The organism is Nostoc sp. UIC 10890, assembly GCF_054786515.1.
This window is the reverse complement of the sequence record NZ_JBSGKF010000001.1, coordinates 3,158,958-3,181,235: the sequence shown is the minus strand read 5'-3', so window position 1 is coordinate 3,181,235 and position 22,278 is coordinate 3,158,958. Positions and strand designations below refer to the sequence as shown.

The 22,278-nt window shown below is 44.6% G+C and carries 5 protein-coding genes; 4 read left to right on the top strand and 1 reads right to left on the bottom strand.

The window, feature by feature from the left end:
• The first annotated feature begins 456 nt into the window (after positions 1 to 456).
• From ACWATR_RS12815 to ACWATR_RS12805, 3 genes are all read left to right on the top strand, one after another.
• A complete protein-coding gene (locus ACWATR_RS12815; protein WP_460332716.1) occupies positions 457 to 5,781 on the top strand; it encodes a choice-of-anchor I family protein in 5,325 nt (1,774 codons plus the stop codon).
• Between the two features lie 215 nt (positions 5,782 to 5,996).
• Positions 5,997 to 11,399, top strand: a complete 5,403-nt coding sequence (locus tag ACWATR_RS12810) for a phytase (protein ID WP_460332714.1) — start codon at positions 5,997 to 5,999, stop codon at positions 11,397 to 11,399.
• 802 nt (positions 11,400 to 12,201) lie between these two features.
• A complete protein-coding gene (locus tag ACWATR_RS12805; RefSeq protein ID WP_460340379.1) occupies positions 12,202 to 15,309 on the top strand; it encodes an esterase-like activity of phytase family protein in 3,108 nt (1,035 codons plus the stop codon).
• A gap of 685 nt (positions 15,310 to 15,994) precedes the next feature.
• On the opposite strand, the gene ACWATR_RS12800 is transcribed toward ACWATR_RS12805, so the two are convergent.
• Positions 15,995 to 18,070 (bottom strand): GAF domain-containing sensor histidine kinase, encoded by a 2,076-nt coding sequence (locus ACWATR_RS12800; protein WP_460332712.1) that lies wholly within the window; start codon positions 18,068 to 18,070, stop codon positions 15,995 to 15,997.
• Positions 18,071 to 18,164: 94 nt separating this feature from the next.
• On the opposite strand from ACWATR_RS12800, the gene cobN reads away from it, so the two are divergent.
• The gene (gene cobN, locus ACWATR_RS12795) at positions 18,165 to 22,277 is read left to right on the top strand and encodes a cobaltochelatase subunit CobN (RefSeq protein ID WP_460332710.1); all 4,113 of its coding nucleotides are present in this window, start codon (positions 18,165 to 18,167) and stop codon (positions 22,275 to 22,277) included.
• Position 22,278 lies beyond the last annotated feature (1 nt).

Here is a 22,278-nt window from a genome sequence, read left to right as displayed (position 1 = left end):
CAACTACTTATTGTGGAGCGGGCATCTTGTCCGCCTTTTTTATGCAATACGCTTGGGTTAAGGACTAATAGTACAAAATTATGGGTTTTCAAGACGCGATAAATCGCCGTCTCTACAAGTGTTTTGGTCTGATCTGAACTGTATTGCTTTTTTATGGGCGTAAAATTGCACTTCTTCAACTAAATCTAAGTGTATGTCTCAAAGCAACTGACTACCAAATATTTGTTCTTTTAACCTTTTGCTAGCGGTTTCTTAATGTTACCGAGATAACTTGAGGTTGCTGAATATGGATTAATACTAGTAAAATCCGTAGCTTTTTTGACCACAAAATAGTTTTTTTTGATAGTGATATTGCGATTGTCAATATGACTTGATTATGTTTGCAAATTATTCCTGAATATCAGCTTTTCAGGTGGTTCTCAAACAATACAAAATAAATTGAAGGAGACGTTATTAATGGCTTTGACACAAGGCGATATTGCTTTTATCTCTTTCAATGCCGATGAAGATGGTTGGTCTATTGTCACATTTGTAGACATAGATCCGAATACAATCATTTACTTCACTGATAACGAAGCTACTAGCCTGACAGCTTTTAACACTGGGGAGTCTTATTTTCAGTGGAATTCCGGAGCTAGTACAATTACTGCTGGTACTGTAATTCGTTTCAGCGCAGTTGACAATGCTGCTAATCTAGCAGCGTCAATTGGTACATTCAGTCGGGTTAGCGTTTCTGGTAGTGCTAACTATGGTCTTGCTGCATCTGATGAGACTCTTTATGCTTATCTCGGCACTAGCGCCACTGCTCCAACCACATTTTTGGCTGGTGTGTCAAGTGAGGGGACAACAAATCTGACTCCTGCTGGGCTAAGTAATGGAGTTAATGCGATCGCACTCTCGAATGACTCTGACTATGGGGTATATAATGGTTCACGCAGTGGACAAGCCAGTTTTGCAAACTACAAACCGCTTGTTAACAACATCGCTAATTGGTTCGATGGCGGAGATGGTAGTTATGCTGCAACAGTCCCAGATACCACAAACTTTGCGATCGCTAGTGGAAATCCCACAGTCAACTTATCTGTAAACGCTAACTCCGGAACTGAAACAGGTACAACCCAAATTACAGTTACCGCCACTGCTTCTAGTGCTGTTTCCGGTAATCAAACAGTTAACTTAGGCGTAACTGGAACTGACATCACCGCCGGAGATTACAACCTCAGCAACAATATCATCACAATTCTTGATGGACAAACCGCAGGTTCCGTCACCTTCACCGTTGTAGATGATGCTGTAATTGAAGGCACAGAAACCGCTACATTAACCATCAGTAATCCTTCCGCAGGTATTACACTGGGCACTACTTCCCAAAATATCACGATCGCTGATAACGATGCTGTGTTTCCAATTGTCAACTTATCCCTCAGCAGCACTACTGGCTTGGAAGCAAACACAACAGCTATCACCGTTACTGCGACTGCATCCAGTGCTGTATCTGGCAATCAGACCGTTAACTTAGGGGTTTCGGGAACAGGCATCACCACTGGGGATTTTTACCTCACCAACAATATCATCACCATTCCTAGTGGAGAAACCACTGGTTCTGTTACCTTTATCGTTGCCGATGATGCGATCGCAGAAGGAACAGAAACCGCAACATTGACCATTGGTACACCCTCCGCAGGTATTATCCTGGGCAGCACCACTTCCCAAAATATTACGATTACCAACAATAACTCCAGCTTTTTGCAGAAAATTGGCGGTTTCACCAGTACAAATGGAGCCGAAATATCCGCCTTTGATCCTGGAAGTGATCGCCTGTTTGTGGTTGCTGGCAGCATAATTGAAATTTATAACGTCAGCAATACAGGTGCGGTAACCTCGGCTGGTACTTTGACAACAGGATTTACTCCCCCCGCAGGTACGCAAGCCATTCCCAACAGCGTGGCAGTGAAAAATGGCATTGTCGCAGTCGCTTACGCCATCCAAAACACCACCACAAACGCCCAACAGACAGGACAGGTGAGTTTCTACAATGCCGCCAATGGCAACTTCTTGAACTCGGTGGCGGTGGGTGCATTACCCGATATGCTCACCTTTACGCCCGATGGCACGAAGGTATTAGTAGCAAATGAAGGAGAACCCAACAGCTACGGGCAACCAAATTCGGTAGATCCTGAAGGTTCAGTCAGTATTATTAATATTTCTGGTGGCGTGGCGAATGCAACCGTTGCTCAAGCCTCATTTACCAGCTTCAATAGCCAAATCGCCACACTCAAAGCCGCAGGTGTGCGGATTACTGGGCCCGGCTCGACGGTGGCACAAGATTTAGAACCAGAATATATTGCAGTATCTCCAGACGGTAAAACTGCACAGATTACATTGCAAGAAAACAATGCGATCGCTATTCTGGATATTGCTAGCGCCACCATCACCAGCATTTTGCCTCTGGGTGCGAAAAATCATAATCTCCCAGGTAACGGATTAGATGCTAGCGATCGCGATGGTAAAATCAATATTCAGAATTGGCCGATATTTGGGTTATATCAACCAGATGCGATCGCTAGTTTCAGTGCCAACGGACAAACCTACTACATCACCGCCAACGAAGGAGATTCCCGCGACTACACTGGTTTCAGTGAAGAAATCCGGGTAGGCGCAGCTGGATATGTTTTAGATCCAACTGTTTTCCCGAATGCGGCAACTCTCAAGAATAATGCCAACCTGGGACGGTTGCAATTAACCGGGGCCACAGGTGATATCGATGGAGACGGAGATTTCGATCGGATCGAAGCATTGGGGGCGCGTTCCTTTTCGATTTGGGACGCAAGCGGTAATCAGATATTCGACAGTGGTGACCAAATTGAACAAATCACCGCAACGAAAGTACCAACTCTGTTTAACTCAGATGGTGCAGCTGATACTTTTGACAGCCGCAGTGATAACAAAGGGCCCGAACCCGAAGGTGTGGTGATCGGAGTCATCAACAACCGCACCTATGCTTTCGTTGGTTTAGAACGGACTGGCGATATCATCGTTTATGAAGTGACAAATCCCAACAAGCCAAGCTTCGTTCAATATATCAACACTCCCGAAGATACTGCGATCGAAGGACTAACCTTTGTCTCTGCGGCTGACAGTCCCACAGGCAAGCCTTTGTTAGTTACCACAAACGAAGTCAGCAAGACGGTTGCGGTGTTTGAAGTAACTCCATCCGTTCGGATTAGCGATATTCAAGGAACGGGGCATATCTCATCCTTTAGAAATCAGACTGTCAGTAATGTAGCGGGAATTGTTACGGTTAAAACAAGTAACGGTTTTTACTTGCAAGACCCCACTCCAGACAGCGACGATCGCACTTCCGAAGCCATTTTTGTTTTCACCTCCTCAGCACCAACTGTATCCGTTGGTGATTCCATATTAGTCAGTGGAACAGTTACAGAGTTTCGTCCAGGTAATAACGCCAATAACCTGACGACCACAGAAATTACTAGCCCCACGATAGTCAACCTTTCCAGTGGAAATGCTTTGCCAACTGCCACGATTTTGGGTAATGGTGGCAGAACTATTCCAACGACGGTAATTGATAACGATACTACCGGTAATATCGAAACTGGAACAACCACCTTTGACCCTGCCCAGGATGGCATTGATTTCTACGAAAGCTTAGAAGGAATGCTAGTCCAGATAAATAATCCTGTGGCAGTTAGTCCGACAAATTCTTTTGGGGAAATTTGGGTACTAGCAGACGATGGTGCTAACGCCACCGGACGTACAGCCCGTGGCGGTATCGTTATTAGTCCTAACGATTTTAACCCAGAGCGTATCCAAATTGATGACACGCTGTTTACCTCTGGTAGCTCACCCAAAATTAACGTCGGTGCTACTTTGGAAACGATTACAGGTGTGGTGGATTATAACTTTAGCAACTATGAAGTTCTGCCTACCTCGGTGACAGTGACTTCAAACACGCTGACCAGGGAAGTCACTAATTTAACTCCCACTACCGACCAACTGACAGTTGCTACCTACAACGTCGAAAACCTCGATCCAGGTGATGATCCAACCAAGTTTAACAATCTGGCTAACCGCATTGTTAATAATCTGAAATCACCAGATATCATTAGTCTCGAAGAAATTCAGGATAATAACGGGCCGACAAATGATAGCGTCGTTGATGCCAGCGCCACCTTCCAAAAATTAATTGATACAATCATTGCTGCTGGTGGCCCCACATATCAATATCGGCAAATTAACCCAGTAGACGATACGAACGGCGGTGAACCTGGGGGAAATATCCGGGTTGGCTTCTTATTTAATCCCAGTCGTGTCAGCTTTGTAGATCGCCCCGGTGGTAGTTCTACTACCAGTACCACAGTTACCAATGTCTCTGGTGTTCCCACAGTTTCTAATAGTCCTGGTTTAATCGACCCCACCAACTCCGCCTTTAACAGCAGTCGTAAGCCGTTAGTAGGTGAATTTACTTTCAACGGTGAAACTGTTTATGTAATTGGCAACCACTTTAATTCTAAAGGTGGCGACCAACCATTATTTGGGCCAAATCAACCACCAACTCTCACTAGCGAAACCCAGCGTCAGCAACAAGCTACCCTGGTAAAAAACTTTGTTAGCAGCATTTTAGCGATCGACCCCAATGCCAATGTCGTAGTGGCGGGTGATTTAAATGACTTTGAGTTTTCCAACCCCGTCAACACCATAGAAAGCGCTGGACTGACTTCCTTAATTGAAACTCTGCCGCAAAATGAGCGTTACACCTACAACTTTCAAGGTAACGCCCAAACCCTTGACCAAGTTTTAGTTAGTAACAACTTGCTCAACAAGCTAGATGGGTATGATGTCGTTCACATTAACTCAGAGTTTGCTGATCAGGATAGCGATCATGACCCTAGTGTGGCTCGGTTTAATCTCCCTAAAAACAATGCTCCCACGGTAGTACAACCGATTGACGACCAAATCATCTCTACAAACAAACCCTTCTCTTTCAATGTCAGTAACAAATTTGCTGATGTAGATCCAGGTGACACCCTCAGCTACACTGCTACGGGCTTACCCGCTGGATCTAGTATCGTTGCAAACACAGGTGTGATATCTGGCAATATCTCCCAAACTGGGATTTTTGCAGTCACAGTTACCGCTGCTGATGGTAAAGGCGCTAATGTTAGCGATACCTTTGACCTGACTGTTGCCAATAACAAAGCGACATCTGGCAACGATATCATCTTTGTTAGCGAACTTACGGGTTTGAACAGATACATAGTCAACGCTCTAGCTGGAAGCGATCGCGTTATCGGCACTAATGGCAGTGAATTAATCAATGGTGGAGCAGGTAATGATTACCTTGATGGCAAAGGAGGCATAGATGTACTCCTTGGCGGCGATGGCAATGACACAATTTTAGGTGGACTTGCCAGTGACGCACTTTCTGGGGGTAATGGTGATGACCGCCTGATTGGTTGGGGAGGCGGCACAAACGAAATCGACCTCCTCAACGGCGAGCAAGGTGCAGATACTTACGTTTTGGGTGATGCCAGTTCAGTTTTCTATGCCAATTCCGGCAACAGTGACTACGCTTATATTCTCAACTTCCAAGCAAACGATCAGATTCAGCTTAAGGGAGTTGCTAACAATTACTCACTAGGGTCAGTTAGATCGGACGTGGGCATTTTCACCAACAATGGAGCGGAATTGATTGCTGTTGTGGAAAACGGATTAAACCGCAATACCAATTTGGCAACAGATACTCGTTTCGTATTTGTTTAACGCAGATTCGGGCGATCGCTTCCCACACTCCCAATACTGCTTGGGTAAAGCATTTTGAACTCGGAATTGGGTTTTGGGAAAAGGTTAAAGGTTAAAGGTTTTTTCTTTCCCCTTACCCCTTACCCTTTTCCCCTTAACCGACAAGTATTGCCCACATTCCGCACTCCCAATTTTCAAAGCAGTCTCATGTCTGGAATCTACCAGAGAATTCAACTATGGTAACTACAAGCACAATTCGCTTTTCCCAGTTCAATGCTTCTTTGAATCGGAACGCTGAAGATCAGTTATTAAGTGATTTATCTACCCCCGATAATGCTCAGGCAAAGGCGGTTGCAGAAATCATCCAGCGCAATAACCCAGATGTGCTACTAATTAACGAGTTTGACTACTCCCCGGAAGCAGTTCAACTATTCCAGCAAAATTATCTAGCCATTAGCCAAAACGGTACAACTCCCGTTGACTACCCCTACTTCTACATCGCTCCTTCCAATACGGGTATTGCTTCTGGATTTGACTTGAACAACGACGGTACAGTAGGAGATGGCGATGATGCTTTCGGATTCGGGAATTTCCCTGGTCAATATGGGATGTTGCTGCTGTCCAAATATCCCATCGATACCGCCAATATCCGCACCTTTCAAAACTTTCTTTGGAAGGATATGCCCAATGCCTTGCTTCCCGACGACCCCGCAACACCACAGGCAAAGGATTGGTATTCTGCCGAGGAACTCGAAGTTGTGCGTCTTTCCTCCAAGAGTCATTGGGATGTACCCATTCAGGTGAACGGCGAGACAATTCACATCCTCGCCAGCCACCCCACACCCCCAACCTTTGATGGGCCAGAAGACCGCAACGGTAAGCGTAATCACGACGAGATTCGCTTTTGGGCAGACTATATCACCCCTGGTAAAGGTAATTACATCTATGATGATCAGGGCAAAACGGGCGGTATTGCTGCTGGGTCAAGCTTTGTAATTGTGGGTGATCAAAATGCTGACCCGTTAGATGGTGATAGTTTTGACAACGCTATTCGCCAACTGTTGCAAAATCCCAATATCAATACTAATGTCATCCCTAGCAGTCTGGGTGGCCCGCAACAATCAGATTTGCAGGGTGGTGCTAACGCTAGCCAAAAGGGTAATCCTAGCTTTGATACCGCAGACTTTGCTGATAATGCTCCCGGAAATCTGCGGACTGACTATGTGTTGCCCTCCGCTGACCTGACAATTGCCAACTCAGGAGTATTTTGGCCTCTAAATACTGACCCGACATTCCCCTTGGTAGGTACTTTTCCCTTCCCCAGTTCTGACCATCGCTTGGTGTTTGCAGATGTGCAAACTGGCCCAAATAAACCAGGTAAAACTATTCCTCGCGCAGGATTTGTGGCAGAAACTACCTTTGTTACTGGCTTTATTCCTGCTGGTGTGGCGGGTACTGTGAATGGGGTACAGACTCCACTGGGAGGACTATCTGGTGTCACTTACGATGCTGCAAATAACCGCTACTACGCTATTTCAGACGATCGCTCGCAATTTGGCCCCGCCCGCTTCTATACTTTCACTGCTGATACTGAGGTGACTTTTACCAATGTCACACCTCTGAGAGATATTAATAACAACTTATTTGCAACATTTAGCATTGACTCAGAAGGCATTGCTTTAACCAACAATGAGACTGTTTTCATCTCTTCTGAAGGTGAAGTTAATCCTGGTGCAGGTCGAGTTAGCGATCCCTTTATTAAGGAATTTTCGCTGACAACAGGGCAAGAACTGCGATCGCTATTTGTCCCCAGCAAATTCCTACCAGTAGTTGAAGATACCAACGGCAACGGTCTTGTCGATTTAGGTGACACGCAGACATCAGGTGTTTACAATAATTTGGGATTTGAAAGCCTCACCATCACACCCAACCAGAAAACCCTATTCACCGCCACCGAAAACGCACTTTCTCAAGATGGATTAAGGGCTTCACTCAGCAGCGGCAGCCGTTCCCGAATTCTGCAATACAATCTGCTTAGTGGACAACCAGAAAAAGAATATCTTTATATTACGGATGCGATTGGGGATGTGCCCAACCCTAGCACAGGCTTTGCTGACAATGGTTTAGTAGATTTACTTGCGATCGACAACCGAGGAACCTTGCTGGCGGTAGAGCGTTCCTTTGCCCAAGGTGTAGGCAACACTATCAAAATCTACGAAGTTTCCCTGCAAGGATCAACAGATATTAGCTTCTACGATTCTCTGAATAATCTGAGTACTGAGCAACTAGAAGCTATCCAACCTGCTCAAAAACGCCTGCTGTTGAATTTAAATGATCTGGATTTGCCTAACGGTACAGATAACATCGAAGGCATCACCTTTGGCCCCAAATTAGCAGATGGTAGCCAGTCGATTGTACTGGTAAGTGATAACAACTTCAACCAAAGCCAATTTACCCAAATCCTCACTTTGAATGCAGACTTAGTTCCCACTGCTGCACCCACGGTAGAAACTCGTCCCGATTTGTTGGATGATGAAACACTTCCAGTCAATCAACGTGCCGATGCTGATGATCCAGCAATCTATATCAATGCCACAAACTCTGCTGATAGCCTAGTATTAACCTCAGTGAAAAATGGCGGACTGCGGATTTATGACTTGTCTGGTAATTTGTTAGAGACAATTAATCCCGGTGGTATTCGCTACAACAACATTGACCTGCAATACGGTTTTAAATTAGGCAATCAATCTGTTGATATTGCCGTAGCTAGCGATCGCAACAATGATAAACTAGCAATCTTCAAAATTAACCCGAACCCTGGCGCTGACGGTAAATACCTGGAAGATATTACCGACAGCAGTCTTGGTACTCTCTTCCAAGGACTACCTTTTGCAGAACCTTATTCCTCATCTTCTCGGAGTGCCTACGGACTGGCATTATACCGTAGTCCAATCACCAATGATTATTATGTCTTTGCCAATCGCCGCGAAACCGGAGATGTCGCTCAATTTAAGCTGATTGACAAAGGCAATGGCAAAATTGGCATTGAACGAGTCCGAGAATTTACTGTACCGACAATTGAGGGACGCGATCCGCAAACAGAGGGTATGGTAGTAGACCAGGAAACTGGTTTCCTCTACATCGGCCAGGAAAATGTCGGTATCTGGAAGTTCCAAGCAGAACCAAACGGCGGCACAACTGGCAAGCTAATTGATCAAGTCAGAGATTTGGGCGGTACTAACCTTACCGATGACGTAGAAGGACTGACCATTTATTACGGCAAAAATGGTACAGGCTACTTATTAGCATCTAGCCAAGGTGACAATACCTTTGTTGCCTACACCCGTGAAGGTAACAACGAATACGTGGGTAACTTTGCCGTTGGAAACAATGGGCCAATTGACAGCGTACAAGAGTCAGACGGTGCAGAAGTAATTAACGTGCCACTGGGGCCTAACTTTCCATTTGGTTTATTTGTCACTCAAGATGGCTCTAATGAACCTGCCACAATAGTCAGCGATGAAGGTGAAGAGGAAAATATCAGTTCTAACTTCAAGCTAGTGCCTTGGGAAAATATTGCCAATGCCTTCCCTAATTTTCTAACTATTGACACCACTAGTTACGATCCACGCAATCCTGTTGCCCAACCCAAACTGACTATCTATGAATTTGAAAATCTACCCAAGTTAGGAACAACCTCTGAAAATCAAGATATTTTGTTAGGTGGTTTCTCTGGGTTGTATTTCCAAGGGTTTGCAGCAGATGGGAATCTGAAGTTTGTCACCCACACAGACCGGGGCCCCAATGGAGAACCTGATGGTGTAAACAGACCATTTTTATTACCCGACTTCCAACCAGAAATAGTCAGCTTTGAACTCAACCGCAGCACAGGTGAAATCAATATTACCAAGAGAACGGGGCTATTCCGTCAAGATGGGACAACGCCATTAACTGGATTGCCTAACTTGCAAGGAGTAGCAAATGGTTTAGCCTACACAGATGAAATTGCCGTTGACTTAGACAATAATGTTCTCGCTAACGATCCTTTGGGTGCTGACTTAGAGGGAATTGTAATTGCGGAAAATGGAGATTACTGGCTAGTAGATGAATACCGCCCGGCAATTTATCACTTTGATGTTGATGGTAAGCTGATTGACCGCTTTATTCCTCAAGGAACCGCCACAGCACCCAACCCAGATCAACCAGCCGGAACTTTTGGCACTGAGGTATTGCCAGAAGTTTATGCCCAACGCCGCAATAACCGAGGATTTGAAGCTGTCGCCCTGGAAGGTGGTAAATTATACGCCTTTATCCAAAGTCCAATTGATAATCCAGATGTCACCAATGATGCAACTTCCAGAAGTTCTCTTAACCTGAGAATTCTAGAGTTTGATATTGTCACCAAGCAGGTAACAGGAGAGTATTTATATCGCTTAGAAGGTCTACCGGCAACTGATAAAATTGGCGATGCAGTTTCCTTGGGTAACGGCAAATTTGCGGTAATTGAGCGAGATGACAATGGTACGTCTGCTGGCAATAAACTAATTTACCAAATTGATTTAGCCGGGGCAACCAACATCAACAACCCTGCTAACTTTACCTTGCCAGCAGATAAAACCATTGAACAACTTACCTCTGCGGAGTTAGCTACCGCCAATATTACCCCTGTCACCAAAAGCCTAATTGCTAATGCCGCTCAGTTGGGTTACACCGGAGTAGAAAAATTAGAAGGTCTGGCACTGGTAGCACCCAACACTCTAGCCTTGCTTAACGACAACGACTTCAACGTTACGGGTAATACGCCTGCTGAAAAACTCGGCATTCTGGAATTACCCAATAACCTAACAGTTGTAGAGCCTCCTTTCCCGAACGGTTTTGGTTCTAGCAACAGCGATACCGTCAATCTTGAGCCAGGACAATTCTTTAGTGCAGGTGACGGCGCAGACTTTGTAGAAGGTACTGAAGGTAACACAATCGAGGCTGGGAACGGTGATGACACCGTACTTGCAGGGAGTGACTCTTCAGTATTCGGGGGAGAGGGTAATGATCAGATATTTATTGGTCAAAATGGCCCGGCTAAAAATACCAATGCTGATGGTGGCAACGGTAATGATTTGATTGTCGTGATAGAAGCCAGTGGTAGTAATAATTTGTTTGGTGGGGCTGGTGATGATACTCTCACAGTAATTGAAGGTTCTCGTCAATCATTATTCGGTGGTTCCGGTAATGATACCCTTAGCAGTGGCGGTAGCAATAACCGTCTCTCCGGTGGTTCTGGAGATGACAAACTTTTCTCCAATATCAATGATTCGCTATTTGGTGGCGATCGCGATGATGTGCTATTTGCCGGTCAAGGAGGTAGTAATCGTCTGAGTGGTGGGGCTGGTGCTGACCAATTCTGGATTGCTAATGGTAGTCTGCCAATTAGTAATAACATCGTGACTGATTTTACAGTCGGCATTGATAAAATTGGGCTTGGCGGTGTTGGCGTAACTCAATTTTGTGGTTTAACGTTGTCGCAACAGGGTAATGACACTTTGGTAAAAATAGGAAATACTGAGTTGGCTTCATTGCTAGGAATTATCTCAACTAGCCTGACTGCGAATGACTTTGTTTTCTCTCCTAGCGTCGTGGCTTAGTTTGTTGCCTAGCGTTATCTCAATCCTAAATCATTTCTAAACAACAAGATCCCCGACTTCTTAAAGAAGTCGGGGATCTAAATATTTCATGTGTTGCAAAGATTTTCATGAATTTATAAGCCAATACAGTTGAGAATGAGCAACAAAACCCTCATGTAGAGACGCGATTTATCGCGTCTTCAAAGACCAATTACCTACACCAATAACCCTTATACCAATTTTTTATGAAGCTGCATAGAATTCGATCCCCCCTAGCCCCCCTTAATAAGGGGGGAACCGGAAAAACATCCATCAAAGTCCCCCTTTTTAAGGGGGATTTAGGGGGATCAAGATATGTGTAACTTCACATTAAATTGGTATTAGCTGAACCTTATTGATTTATAAGTCCTTACAATTAATCATTTCTTCTAGTTAGCTTATTGTTTTCTTAATCTTCTCATGAAAATATATTTACTGCTAGCTAAGTTCTCTCATACTACTATCGACAGATTTCAATTCTGTATCTCAGTCTTCTACACTCATGACTAACTAAAACCAATTAGTAGTTGACATCAAATTCTCATTTCTCAAGCTTTCGATAACTCTGAAAAAATACATTTTTTGTAAATGCATTTATTTTCAGTGTTAATGACGAAATCGGACTTAACGGACTTGCCCTAACTGTAGTGTTGTAATTCTGAAATTTACCCGTAATTCCGGTTTTTAGCACGAGAATATGATTTGTTTTTCCGACAAGTGATGCAATGAGAGAACTTGATTAGTTTGCGAACCAGTTAAATCCAAATACCCAACCAACATTCTAATTATGGCAATTGAATTAGTAGGCTTTGCCTCTTTACCTGCTGATACCTATGGTGATGGGCCTGTTTCTGGTGAGGAAATTTCAGCCAATGGCAGAACGGGGCCTTTCCCAGGACAGCCAATACAGGGCTTCAGTGGTGTACAGTTTGCTAATAATAACTCTTTATACTTTCTGTCAGATAATGGTTACGGCAGCAAAGATAATAGTGAAGACTTTCTGTTACGCATCCATCGTCTAGACCCAAGTTTTAAGGGAACAGAAAATGGAGATGGCACTGTTAAAGTTTTAGACTACATTCAACTATCTGATCCCAATAACAAGATTCCTTTCCAAATAGTTAATGAAGGAACTACCGATAGATTACTAACTGGTGCAGACTTGGATGTAGAGTCATTCGTCTTTGATAAAGACGGGACAATTTGGATTGGAGAAGAGTTTGGCCCCTACCTACTACATTTTGATGCCGCTGGTAAGCTGTTAGAAGCTCCCATTGCTACACCTGATTTCTTCAAAACTCTAGGTGGAGAAGCACCATTAGTTATCGGTCATAGAGGTGCAAGTGGAAAGCTTCCAGAACATACTCTAGAAGCTTACAAACAAGCAATTGCCGACGGTGCTGATTTTATTGAGCCTGACTTAGTAGTTACAAAAGATGGCGTGTTGATTGCTCGTCATGAACCTGCTTTGGCAATTTTGAATGCTGATGGCACTCTTAATTTAAGCAATACAACCACAGACGTTTACGATATTACCAAATATCCACAGTTTGCCGATCGCAAGAAAACAGTCAGTCTAGATGGAACTGAAATCACTGGTTGGTTCGCTGAAGATTTCACTTTAGAAGAAATCAAGACTTTAAAAGCGATACAGCGTGTACCTTTCCGTGACCAATCCTTCAATGGTCAATTTGAAATTCCTACCCTCGCCGAAATCATCGACTTGGTTAAGGAAGTAGAAGCCGAGACAGGTAAAAAGATTGGCATCTATCCCGAAACTAAGCATCCCACCTATTCTGCCGAAGAAGCTACTTATGTCGGCACTACGGAGAAAATTAACAGAAACATCAGTGAAATCCTGATTGATACACTTAAGGCTGAGAACTTCACCGATCCCAGTCGGATCTTCATCCAATCCTTTGAAGTCGGTAATCTCAAGGATCTCCACGATCGCATTATGCCAGAGGCAGGTGTAGATATTCCCCTGGTTCAACTTTTCGATGCAGCGGGAATTGAGCTAAACGGTGAGATCATAGAGACTCAGCCTTATGATTTTGAAGTCAGTAACGACCTTCGGACTTATGGTGATTTACGGACTCCAGAAGGTTTGGCTGAAATCGCTACCTATGCTGATGGTATTGGCCCTTGGAAGCGGTTAATTGTCAGTGTTAAAGGCACTGATGCTAATAACGATGGTTTGGCAGATGATATCAACAACGACGGCACTGTAAATGAAGCTGACAGAACACTGTTACCTCCCACTACTTTAGTTCAAGATGCTCACAATGCAGGTTTACAGGTTCATCCTTACACCTTCCGCGATGAAGACCTGTATTTAGCAGCAGATTACAAAGGGAATCCAGAACTAGAATTTCAGCAATTCTTTCAATTAGGGGTAGATGCACTGTTCACAGACTTCCCAGATACAGGGGATAAAGTTCGAGATTTCTTGAGTGATCCTCAGAATAACTTAGTGCGATCGCCACAAAACCCCGATGTTCTTTCAGGAGATGCCTTTGCTAACTTGGGTGGCTCTAAAGGTTTTGAAGGTGGAGCAATCAACGCCAGCAAAACCAAGCTCTATATGCTGCTAGAGGGTACGGTTCAAGGTGATCCTGCTGGTGCTTTGCGGATTAACGAATTTGATATTGCCAGCCGCAAGTACACCGATAATAAACTTTACTACAAGCTGGAAAATCCCGCGTATGCGATCGGTGATCTAGCAGTCATCAATGACAATGAATACTTAGTCGTTGAGCGGGATGGTGGTCAAGGAACTTCTGCTCAATTCAAAAAGATTTTCAAAATAGACTTGTCTAAAACAGACTCTAATGGCTATGTAGTCAAAGAAGAAGTTGCAGACTTGTTGAATATTCAAGACCCCAACGACCTGAATGGAGATGGTAAAACTACCTTTGACTTCCCGTTTGTAACCATTGAAAATGTTTTGGTTGTTGACAAAAACACCATTTTGGTAGCTAATGACAACAACTATCCCTTTTCAACAGGTCGTCCTGGAAATGATCCTCAGAATCCAGTCATAGACAACAACGAAATCATTCTCTTAAAGCTGGAGAATCCCCTCAACCTTGCTCCTGGTGTAGGTCAACCAAAAGCTGAAGAAATTAAATTTGGCTCCACAAACAGCGATGATATTACAGCCGCGCCAAATCAAACCTTATTTACAGGTGATGGAGCAGATTTTGTCGAGGCTACTCAAGGTAACACCATCCAAACCGGGAACGGGGATGACACGGTGCTTGTGGGTAATGACTCTTCAGTGTCCACAGGAGACGGTGACGATCAGATATTTATTGGTCAAAATGGCCCGGCTCAAAATACCAGTGCCAATGGTGGTAATGGCGATGATCTTGTTGTCGTAATTGAAGCCAGTGGTAGTAATAATTTGTTTGGGGCAGCCGGTGCTGATACCCTGACAGTAATTGAAGGTTCTCGTCAATTATCCTTCGGTGGCTCAGGTAAAGACACCCTCACCAGTAACGGCAGTAATAACCGTCTTTACGGTGGTTCTGGAGATGACAAACTCTTCTCCAATGTCGATGACTCTCTATCTGGTGGCGATGGTGATGATATTTTATTTGCTGGTCAAGGAGGCGGCAATCGCCTGAGTGGTGGTGCTGGTGCTGATCAGTTCTGGATTGCTAACGCCAGTCTGCCAACTAGCAAGAACATCGTGACTGATTTTGCGATCGCCATTGATAAAATCGGTTTGGGTGGAATTGGCGTTACTCAGTTTAGTGCCCTAACGCTATTGCAACAGGGTAGTGACACCTTAGTGAAAACTGGAAATACAGAGTTAGCTTCATTGTTGGGAATTACTTCAACTAGCCTCACAGCAAATGATTTCGTTTTTTCTGCTAGTGTCGTTTAGCCGAAAGTTCAACATTCAAAATTAGTTAAACTGTAGCGATTTTGCTAATGCGGGGAAGTATCACTTCCTCGTTTTTTTTATCAAGAAAGGTAGAGGACAGGAGGAATAATGCTTCTACTGTGACATTAGGGAATAAGGGTTTAAGTTTTTGAGACGCGATAAATTGCCGTCTCTACAAGTTTTTTGGTCTTATCTGAACTGTATTGGGTTTAAGATCCCAGCAAATTTTTAATTTGGCTTTTATTCAGACCCGTCCTGAGAGGATGTTTTAAAAGTGGTTGGCAGTAATTTTAGGCACTTGTTGCTCCCCCCAACCCCCCTTAAAAAGCTACCGTGTATACACAAGTCCTAAAAACCTAGCTTGATAAGACTTTCCTCGTTCCCAGTCTCCGACTGGGAACGAGATAACGAGATAAACGATAGAACAATAAAAAATCAAACTTTTTTTGACTTGTGTATACACGGTAGCTTTGCAAGGGGGAGTTAGAGGGGGTGAGAAGTACTTGTGTATACACCGTAGCCTTAAAAAGGGGGGCAAAATCTCTAAAAGTCCCCCTTTTTAAGGGGGATTTAGGGGGATCTAAAACGTTTTGCTATCGACCAGAGGACTTTTAAAACATCCTCTGAATATCTAACTGAGGTAAGACCTTCTGCCTCCTGCCCCCTGCCCCCTGCCTCCTGACTCCTAACTCACCACTCTCATTGCCTGAGTTGGTATCCATACAGTGAAGATTGAGCCAATACTGACAGTTGATTCTACTTCAATTCGACCGCGATGGAGTTCTATCAGTTGTTTAGTTAAAGCTAGTCCCAGTCCAGTGCCTTCGTAGCGGCGGCGATAGGGTGTATCTAGTTGCTGAAATTTTTCAAACAATAATGGTAATTGTTCTTCAGGAATACCGATTCCAGTGTCTTCTACTTGAAAAATAGCAGTATCATCTTCCACCCAAAGACGTAAGGTGACGCTGCCATTTTCAGGGGTAAATTTAATGGCATTAGTTAACAGATTCCAGATAATTTGTTCTACTCGTTTGGCATCGGCGGTAAAGCGATCGCGCCTGGGATCGATTTGCAAATCAAGTATAAGATTAATTTGCTCACTTGTTGCTTTTTTTCGCAGTGACTCCATAGCACTTTCGGCAACATTCACCAAAGAAAATTCCGAAATATTTAAAGCTGTTTTACCAGCCTCGATTTGTGATAAATCGAGGATGTCGTTAATCATTTCTAATAAATGTTCTCCACTATCGTGGATGGTTTGCAGATAACCCCGTTGTCGTTGACTCAATTCACCCAAGGGCCAACGTAATAAGGTCGAAGACATCCCAATAACATAAGTTAAAGGCGTGAGCAATTCATGACTGATAGTAGCGAGAAATTCACTTCTGATCCGGCTAGCAGCTTCGGCGGCGAGGAGGGCATCACGCAGAGCCATTGTGCGCTCAATAACTCGTTGTTCGAGAGTTTGTTTTTCTTGGGTGAGAGTTTGCATTAACTCGGTTTGGTGAATGGCTATCGCTAATTGTTCTGCGATCGCCATTAGCAAGTTTTTTTCACTATCAGTCCACTGGTGTGGCTCATTGCACTGATGAGCAATCAGCAATCCCCACAGTTTGTCCTCAAACATAATCGGTGCAGCAAACTTAGCCCTAACTTGGCATTCCCTTAAAAAATGCAATAAACACTCTTCTAAAACATAAGTTTTTTCGACATCGTCCACAGCTAAGGTAAAACCTTGGCGATACTTCTCCCAACATTGAGAGGTTCGGATAAAGCAATTTTTTTCTGTGTAATTCAATACCGAGCTAATAGCATCTGTAGCACGGGCTTCATAGACAATATAACCCCCATACTGTTGGTAATCTTCTAGTATGGGTTGATTATTTACTGAGATAGAAGTTGAGCATTTTCCATTTACCTCGTCTGTAGAAGACTGGTATTGTTGAGTCTTGACTTTGGAAACTTCAAATTTATAAATTACTAATCTGTCTAATTCCAGAAACTCACGCACCTGTGTAATTGCCGTTGCCATAATCACTGGCAAATCTAGGCTTTTGCGGATCTGTGTTGTTACCTGATTTAACAACCGCTCTTGGGAAATCTGTTTTTTTAAAGCATCTTCCACTGGCTGACAGATATAAACTGCCGGCGCGATTGGGCTTGGAGGTGCTATTATTTCTTGGTTTGGCTGAGTTAGGAGATATTCTAATAACAACAGCGTAAATTGACTTTGGAGCGTGGCATCATTAGGTCTAATAATTTGCTGATAGCGTTCAAGATTTTGGTGAGTATAAGAATCGCACTCAAACAAATCTCTCAATTCGTAGACAAATGTTGCGATCGCCTCTAAATTAAATGTCAATTTAGTGCTGAGTGCTGTTAGCGATAGCGGGGTGTTTAGCCCGTGCTGAGTGCTGAGTGGGGAGTTAGGAGTGCTGAATGCTGAGTAAATTTCCTGCCCCTCTGCTCCCCTGCTCCCCTGCTCCCCTGCTCCCCTGCTCCTCTGCTCCTCTGCTCCCCTGCTCCCCTGCTCCTCCTCAAAGTTTCCTATTAAGAGCGCACTAAACTGCTCAGAAACTACTAGCGTAAACCTTTGTCTTTGCCACTCCACGGGTATACAAACCCGCACCAAAACAGCTTCTGTCAGTACCAAAGCGGCACTTCCCACCGTTTGAGCCATCTGTTCCAACAACTCCCCAAGCTGATTAAATACAACAATAGGCAAGGTTCGAGAAAAGCTCAAATCAGGAGAACTAAGCATTTTCAATCATTTTGGTAAGAGGGGGCAGAATGCAGGGAAAAAAGTTTGCTTTGATTATTTACTAACCACCAGTTTAAAACGGTAACACAGGATTATGCATCGTATAAGTAGCACATCGGGTGGATGGAATCAGTCAGAGGGTTTAATTTTTTTAGAACAAACTCCAGCGCCTTTCGTTTTGATTACGGCCGCTGATACCGATATTCAAACTTTGGCAGCTTCGGTTCCGAAATTACCTGCAAATTTTCCTGCATTAAGAGTCGCCAACCTGTTGCAGTTGCAGCAACAATTAAGTGTAGACACTTATGGAGAGCAAGTTTTGGAACTTGCCCAAGTAATTATTTTGCGCCTGTTAGGAGGACGTTCCTACTGGAGTTATGGCTTAGAAGTAGTGCAGGAAATTGTGCAACGTAATGGTAGAACCCTCATTGTAATGCCAGGTGACGATGCTTTTGATCCTGATTTAATTTCCCTGTCTACTGTGCCTTTGGGTATTGTCAATCAGATATGGCAGTATTTTAGCGAAGGCGGCGTGGAAAATTTCGTTAATGCTCTACAATTTATCTCCGACAGTTGTTTGTCAACTGCATACAATCCCCCGTCACCCCAGCCGATTCCGCGTGTGGGATTGTATGAGTGGGGAGTGGGGAGTGGGGAGTGGGGAGCAGGGGAGCAGGGGGGCAGAGGGGCAGAGGGGCAGAAGAGTAAGGGAGAGTTAGAACTTCGTTTATCCACCTCGGAACTCCGTTCATCCACCTTTGAACTGGATGAATCCACCTCGGAACTCCGTTCATCCACCTCAGAACCTCAAATTTCCCAATCCCCAATCCCCAAAATTGGCATCCTCTTCTACCGCGCTCATTATTTAGCGGGGAATATTAAAGTAATTGATGCTTTATGCGAAGCTTTGGTACAGAAAAATTTACAACCAGTGCCAGTGTTTGTTTCTTCATTGCGTGAACCTGATGTTCAAGCTGAGTTGAGTGAATTTTTTCAACCCAAAGAAGCCGAATCAATAGCTGTACTGCTAAATACCACCAGTTTTTCTCTAGCACGGTTGGAAAGTGAAACACCCCAAACTGAACTGTGGGAAAAATTAGATGTGCCTGTGTTGCAAGTAATCCTCAGTGGCGGATCAATTGAACAGTGGGAGTCACAGTTTCAAGGGCTTTCTCCCCGTGATATTGGGATGAATGTGGCGCTACCAGAAGTAGATGGGCGGATTATTACTCGTGCTGTGTCTTTTAAAGCATTACAAACTCGCAATCCTCATTTAGAGACAGATGTGGTAATTTATGAACCAGTGAGCGATCGCATTGAGTTCGTTGCTAAACTAGCAGCAAATTGGGCGCGTCTACGTTCCAAACCACCCCAAGAACGGCGAATAGCCCTGATTCTGGCAAACTACCCCAACCGCAATGGCCGCCTCGCCAATGGCGTGGGACTCGACACTCCAGCTAGTTGTGTCGAAATCCTGCAAGCTTTACATCAAGCTGGGTATGAAGTAGAAAATCCACCTGCTCAAGGAGACGAGTTGATTCAACGGCTCACAGATGGCGTAACCAACGATCCAGAAGGTAGAGAATCACTTCCGGTAAACCAAAGTGTTTCTTGGGAAGAATACCAAGAATATTTCGCTTCATTACCGCCAGCAGTTCAGCAAGGTATTAATGAAAGGTGGGGAAACTTAGAGCAGGGAAGCAATCAAGAATTATTCCCCCCTGCCTCCCCTGCCTTCCCTGCCTCCCCTGCCCCCCTGCCCCCCTGCCCCCCTGCCTCCATCCCCGTTCCCGGAATTCAACTCGGCAACATCTTCGTGGGAATTCAGCCAGCAAGGGGTTATGATAATGACCCCAGTTTGAATTATCATGCACCCGATTTAGAACCAACTCATGCTTATTTAGCTTTCTACTATTGGGTAAGAGAAACTTTTGGTGCTGATGCTGTAGTTCATGTAGGGAAACACGGAAATCTAGAATGGCTACCGGGTAAAAGTGTGGCTTTATCGAGTAATTGTTATCCAGAAGTAGCTTTCGGCGCACTTCCCCACCTGTACCCGTTTATTGTCAACGATCCTGGTGAAGGTTCCCAAGCCAAACGTCGCGCTCAAGCGGTAATTATAGATCACCTCACGCCACCGATGACTCGTGCGGAACTCTACGGTTCTTTGCAACAGTTAGAAAATTTAATTGATGAGTATTACGAAGCCGACAGTTTAGATCCTTCGCGTTTGCCAGTGATTCGCGATCGCATCCACGAACTGGTAATCAAAGAAAATCTCCATCTAGATTTGGGAATCCAAAATGAAACAGAAATTTTTAAGTCTGAATCCTTAATTTTGAATTCCATCGGTGGCTATCTGTGTGAATTAAAAGAAGCCCAAATCCGCGATGGCTTGCATATTTTTGGGCAATGTCCCCAAGGAAGGCAGTTACGAGATTTAATAGTAGCGATCGCTCGCATCCCCAATCGCCATTCTCCAGGTATTACCCGTGCGATCGCTCAAGATTGGGGACTAGATTTCGACCCTCTCACAGCCGATTTGTCAATGCCTAGTGGTGAATACTCAATAGTCAATGGCACAGAATGCCGTACCCTCGGTGATATCGTCGAAGTCCTAGAAGAACACGCCGCCCTTCTAGTAGAACAACTCCTAACTCCTAACTCCTCACTCCTAACTCCTAACTTTCCACTCCCCACTCCCCACTCCCCACTCCCCATTGTCCTTAACTGGATACGCGATCGCCTCCTCCCAGCCTTACAAAAAACCCCCGAAGAAATCACCCATTTATTACACGGACTAGATGGCGGTTATGTCCCAAGTGCCCCATCTGGCGCACCCACCCGCGGCCGCCCCGAAGTTCTACCAACCGGGAGAAACTTTTATTCTGTCGATATTCGCGCCATTCCCACAGAGACAGCTTGGGATATCGGCAGAAAAGCCGCTGAAACCCTCGTAGAATATTACACTCAAGAACATGGTGAATATCCCAAAACACTAGGTTTATCATTGTGGGGAACTGCCACCATGAGAACTGGCGGTGATGATATTGCCGAAGCCTTGGCTTTACTAGGAGTCCAACCTGTATGGGATGGTGCAGCGCGGCGAGTAGTAGATTTTGAAATTTTGCCCCTAGCGATTTTGGGGCGTCCCCGTGTAGATGTCACCTTGCGAATTTCGGGATTCTTCCGGGATGCTTTTCCCAACTTAATTGACTTATTCGATCAAGCAGTATCAGCAGTAGCAGACTTAGATGAACCGCCAGAACAAAATCCTCTAGCCGATGCAGTTCGCCAAGAAACTGATTTGTGGACAAGCCAAGGATTAACTTTAAAAGAAGCAGTGGTGCGATCGCGCTATCGCATCTTTGGTTCTCGCCCAGGTGCTTACGGCGCCGGACTTCAAGGTTTAATCGAATCGCAAAACTGGACAGATGACGAAGATTTAGCCCGCGCCTACATCAACTGGAGTTCTTACGCCTATTCTTCAGGAAGCGGTGCAGGGGAGCAGGGGAGCAGGGGAGCAGAGGAGCAGGGGAGCAGGGGAGCAGGGGAGCAGGGGAGCAGAGGGGGAGAAATTCATCCCAATCCCCAATCCCCAATCCCCAATCCCCAATCCCCAATCCCCAATCCCGAAGCCTTCAAGCAACGCTTGGCGCAAATGCAAGTTGTGCTGCACAATCAAGATAACCGTGAACACGACCTACTCGATTCTGATGATTATTACCAATTTCAGGGTGGCTTAACCGCAGCCGTGCGTTCTCTACAGGGAAAAAACCCCCAAACTTATTTTGGTGATAATTCCATACCCGCCCAACCACGCGTTCGTCAATTGAAAGAAGAAATTGCACGAGTGTATCGTTCTCGTGTAGTTAATCCCAAGTGGATTGCAGGAGTTATGCGCCACGGATACAAAGGTGCCTTTGAAATGGCGGCGACGGTAGATTTTTTATTCGCCTATGATGCAACAGCCAAATGTGTCGAAGATTATATGTATCAAGGCATAGCAGAAGCTTACTTACTCGATCCAGTTGTTGTAGAATTTATTCAGCAAAAGAACCCTTATGCACTGCGTGATATTGCTGAAAGATTATTAGAAGCACACAAGCGCAATTTGTGGGAGGATGTAAATATAGGAACATTAGAAGCTTTGAGGAACCTAGTACATCAAGCTGAAGCAGTTATCGAAGAAAAATCAATGGTGTAGG

What these genes read in the sequence shown, in the direction of transcription:
- cobN (WP_460332710.1), top strand. Translation starts at nt 18,165, where the DNA reads ATGCATCGTATAAGTAGCACATCGGGTGGATGGAATCAGTCAGAGGGT.
- ACWATR_RS12815 (WP_460332716.1), top strand. Translation starts at nt 457, where the DNA reads ATGGCTTTGACACAAGGCGATATTGCTTTTATCTCTTTCAATGCCGAT.
- ACWATR_RS12800 (WP_460332712.1), bottom strand. Translation starts at nt 18,070, where the DNA reads ATGCTTAGTTCTCCTGATTTGAGCTTTTCTCGAACCTTGCCTATTGTT.
- ACWATR_RS12810 (WP_460332714.1), top strand. Translation starts at nt 5,997, where the DNA reads ATGGTAACTACAAGCACAATTCGCTTTTCCCAGTTCAATGCTTCTTTG.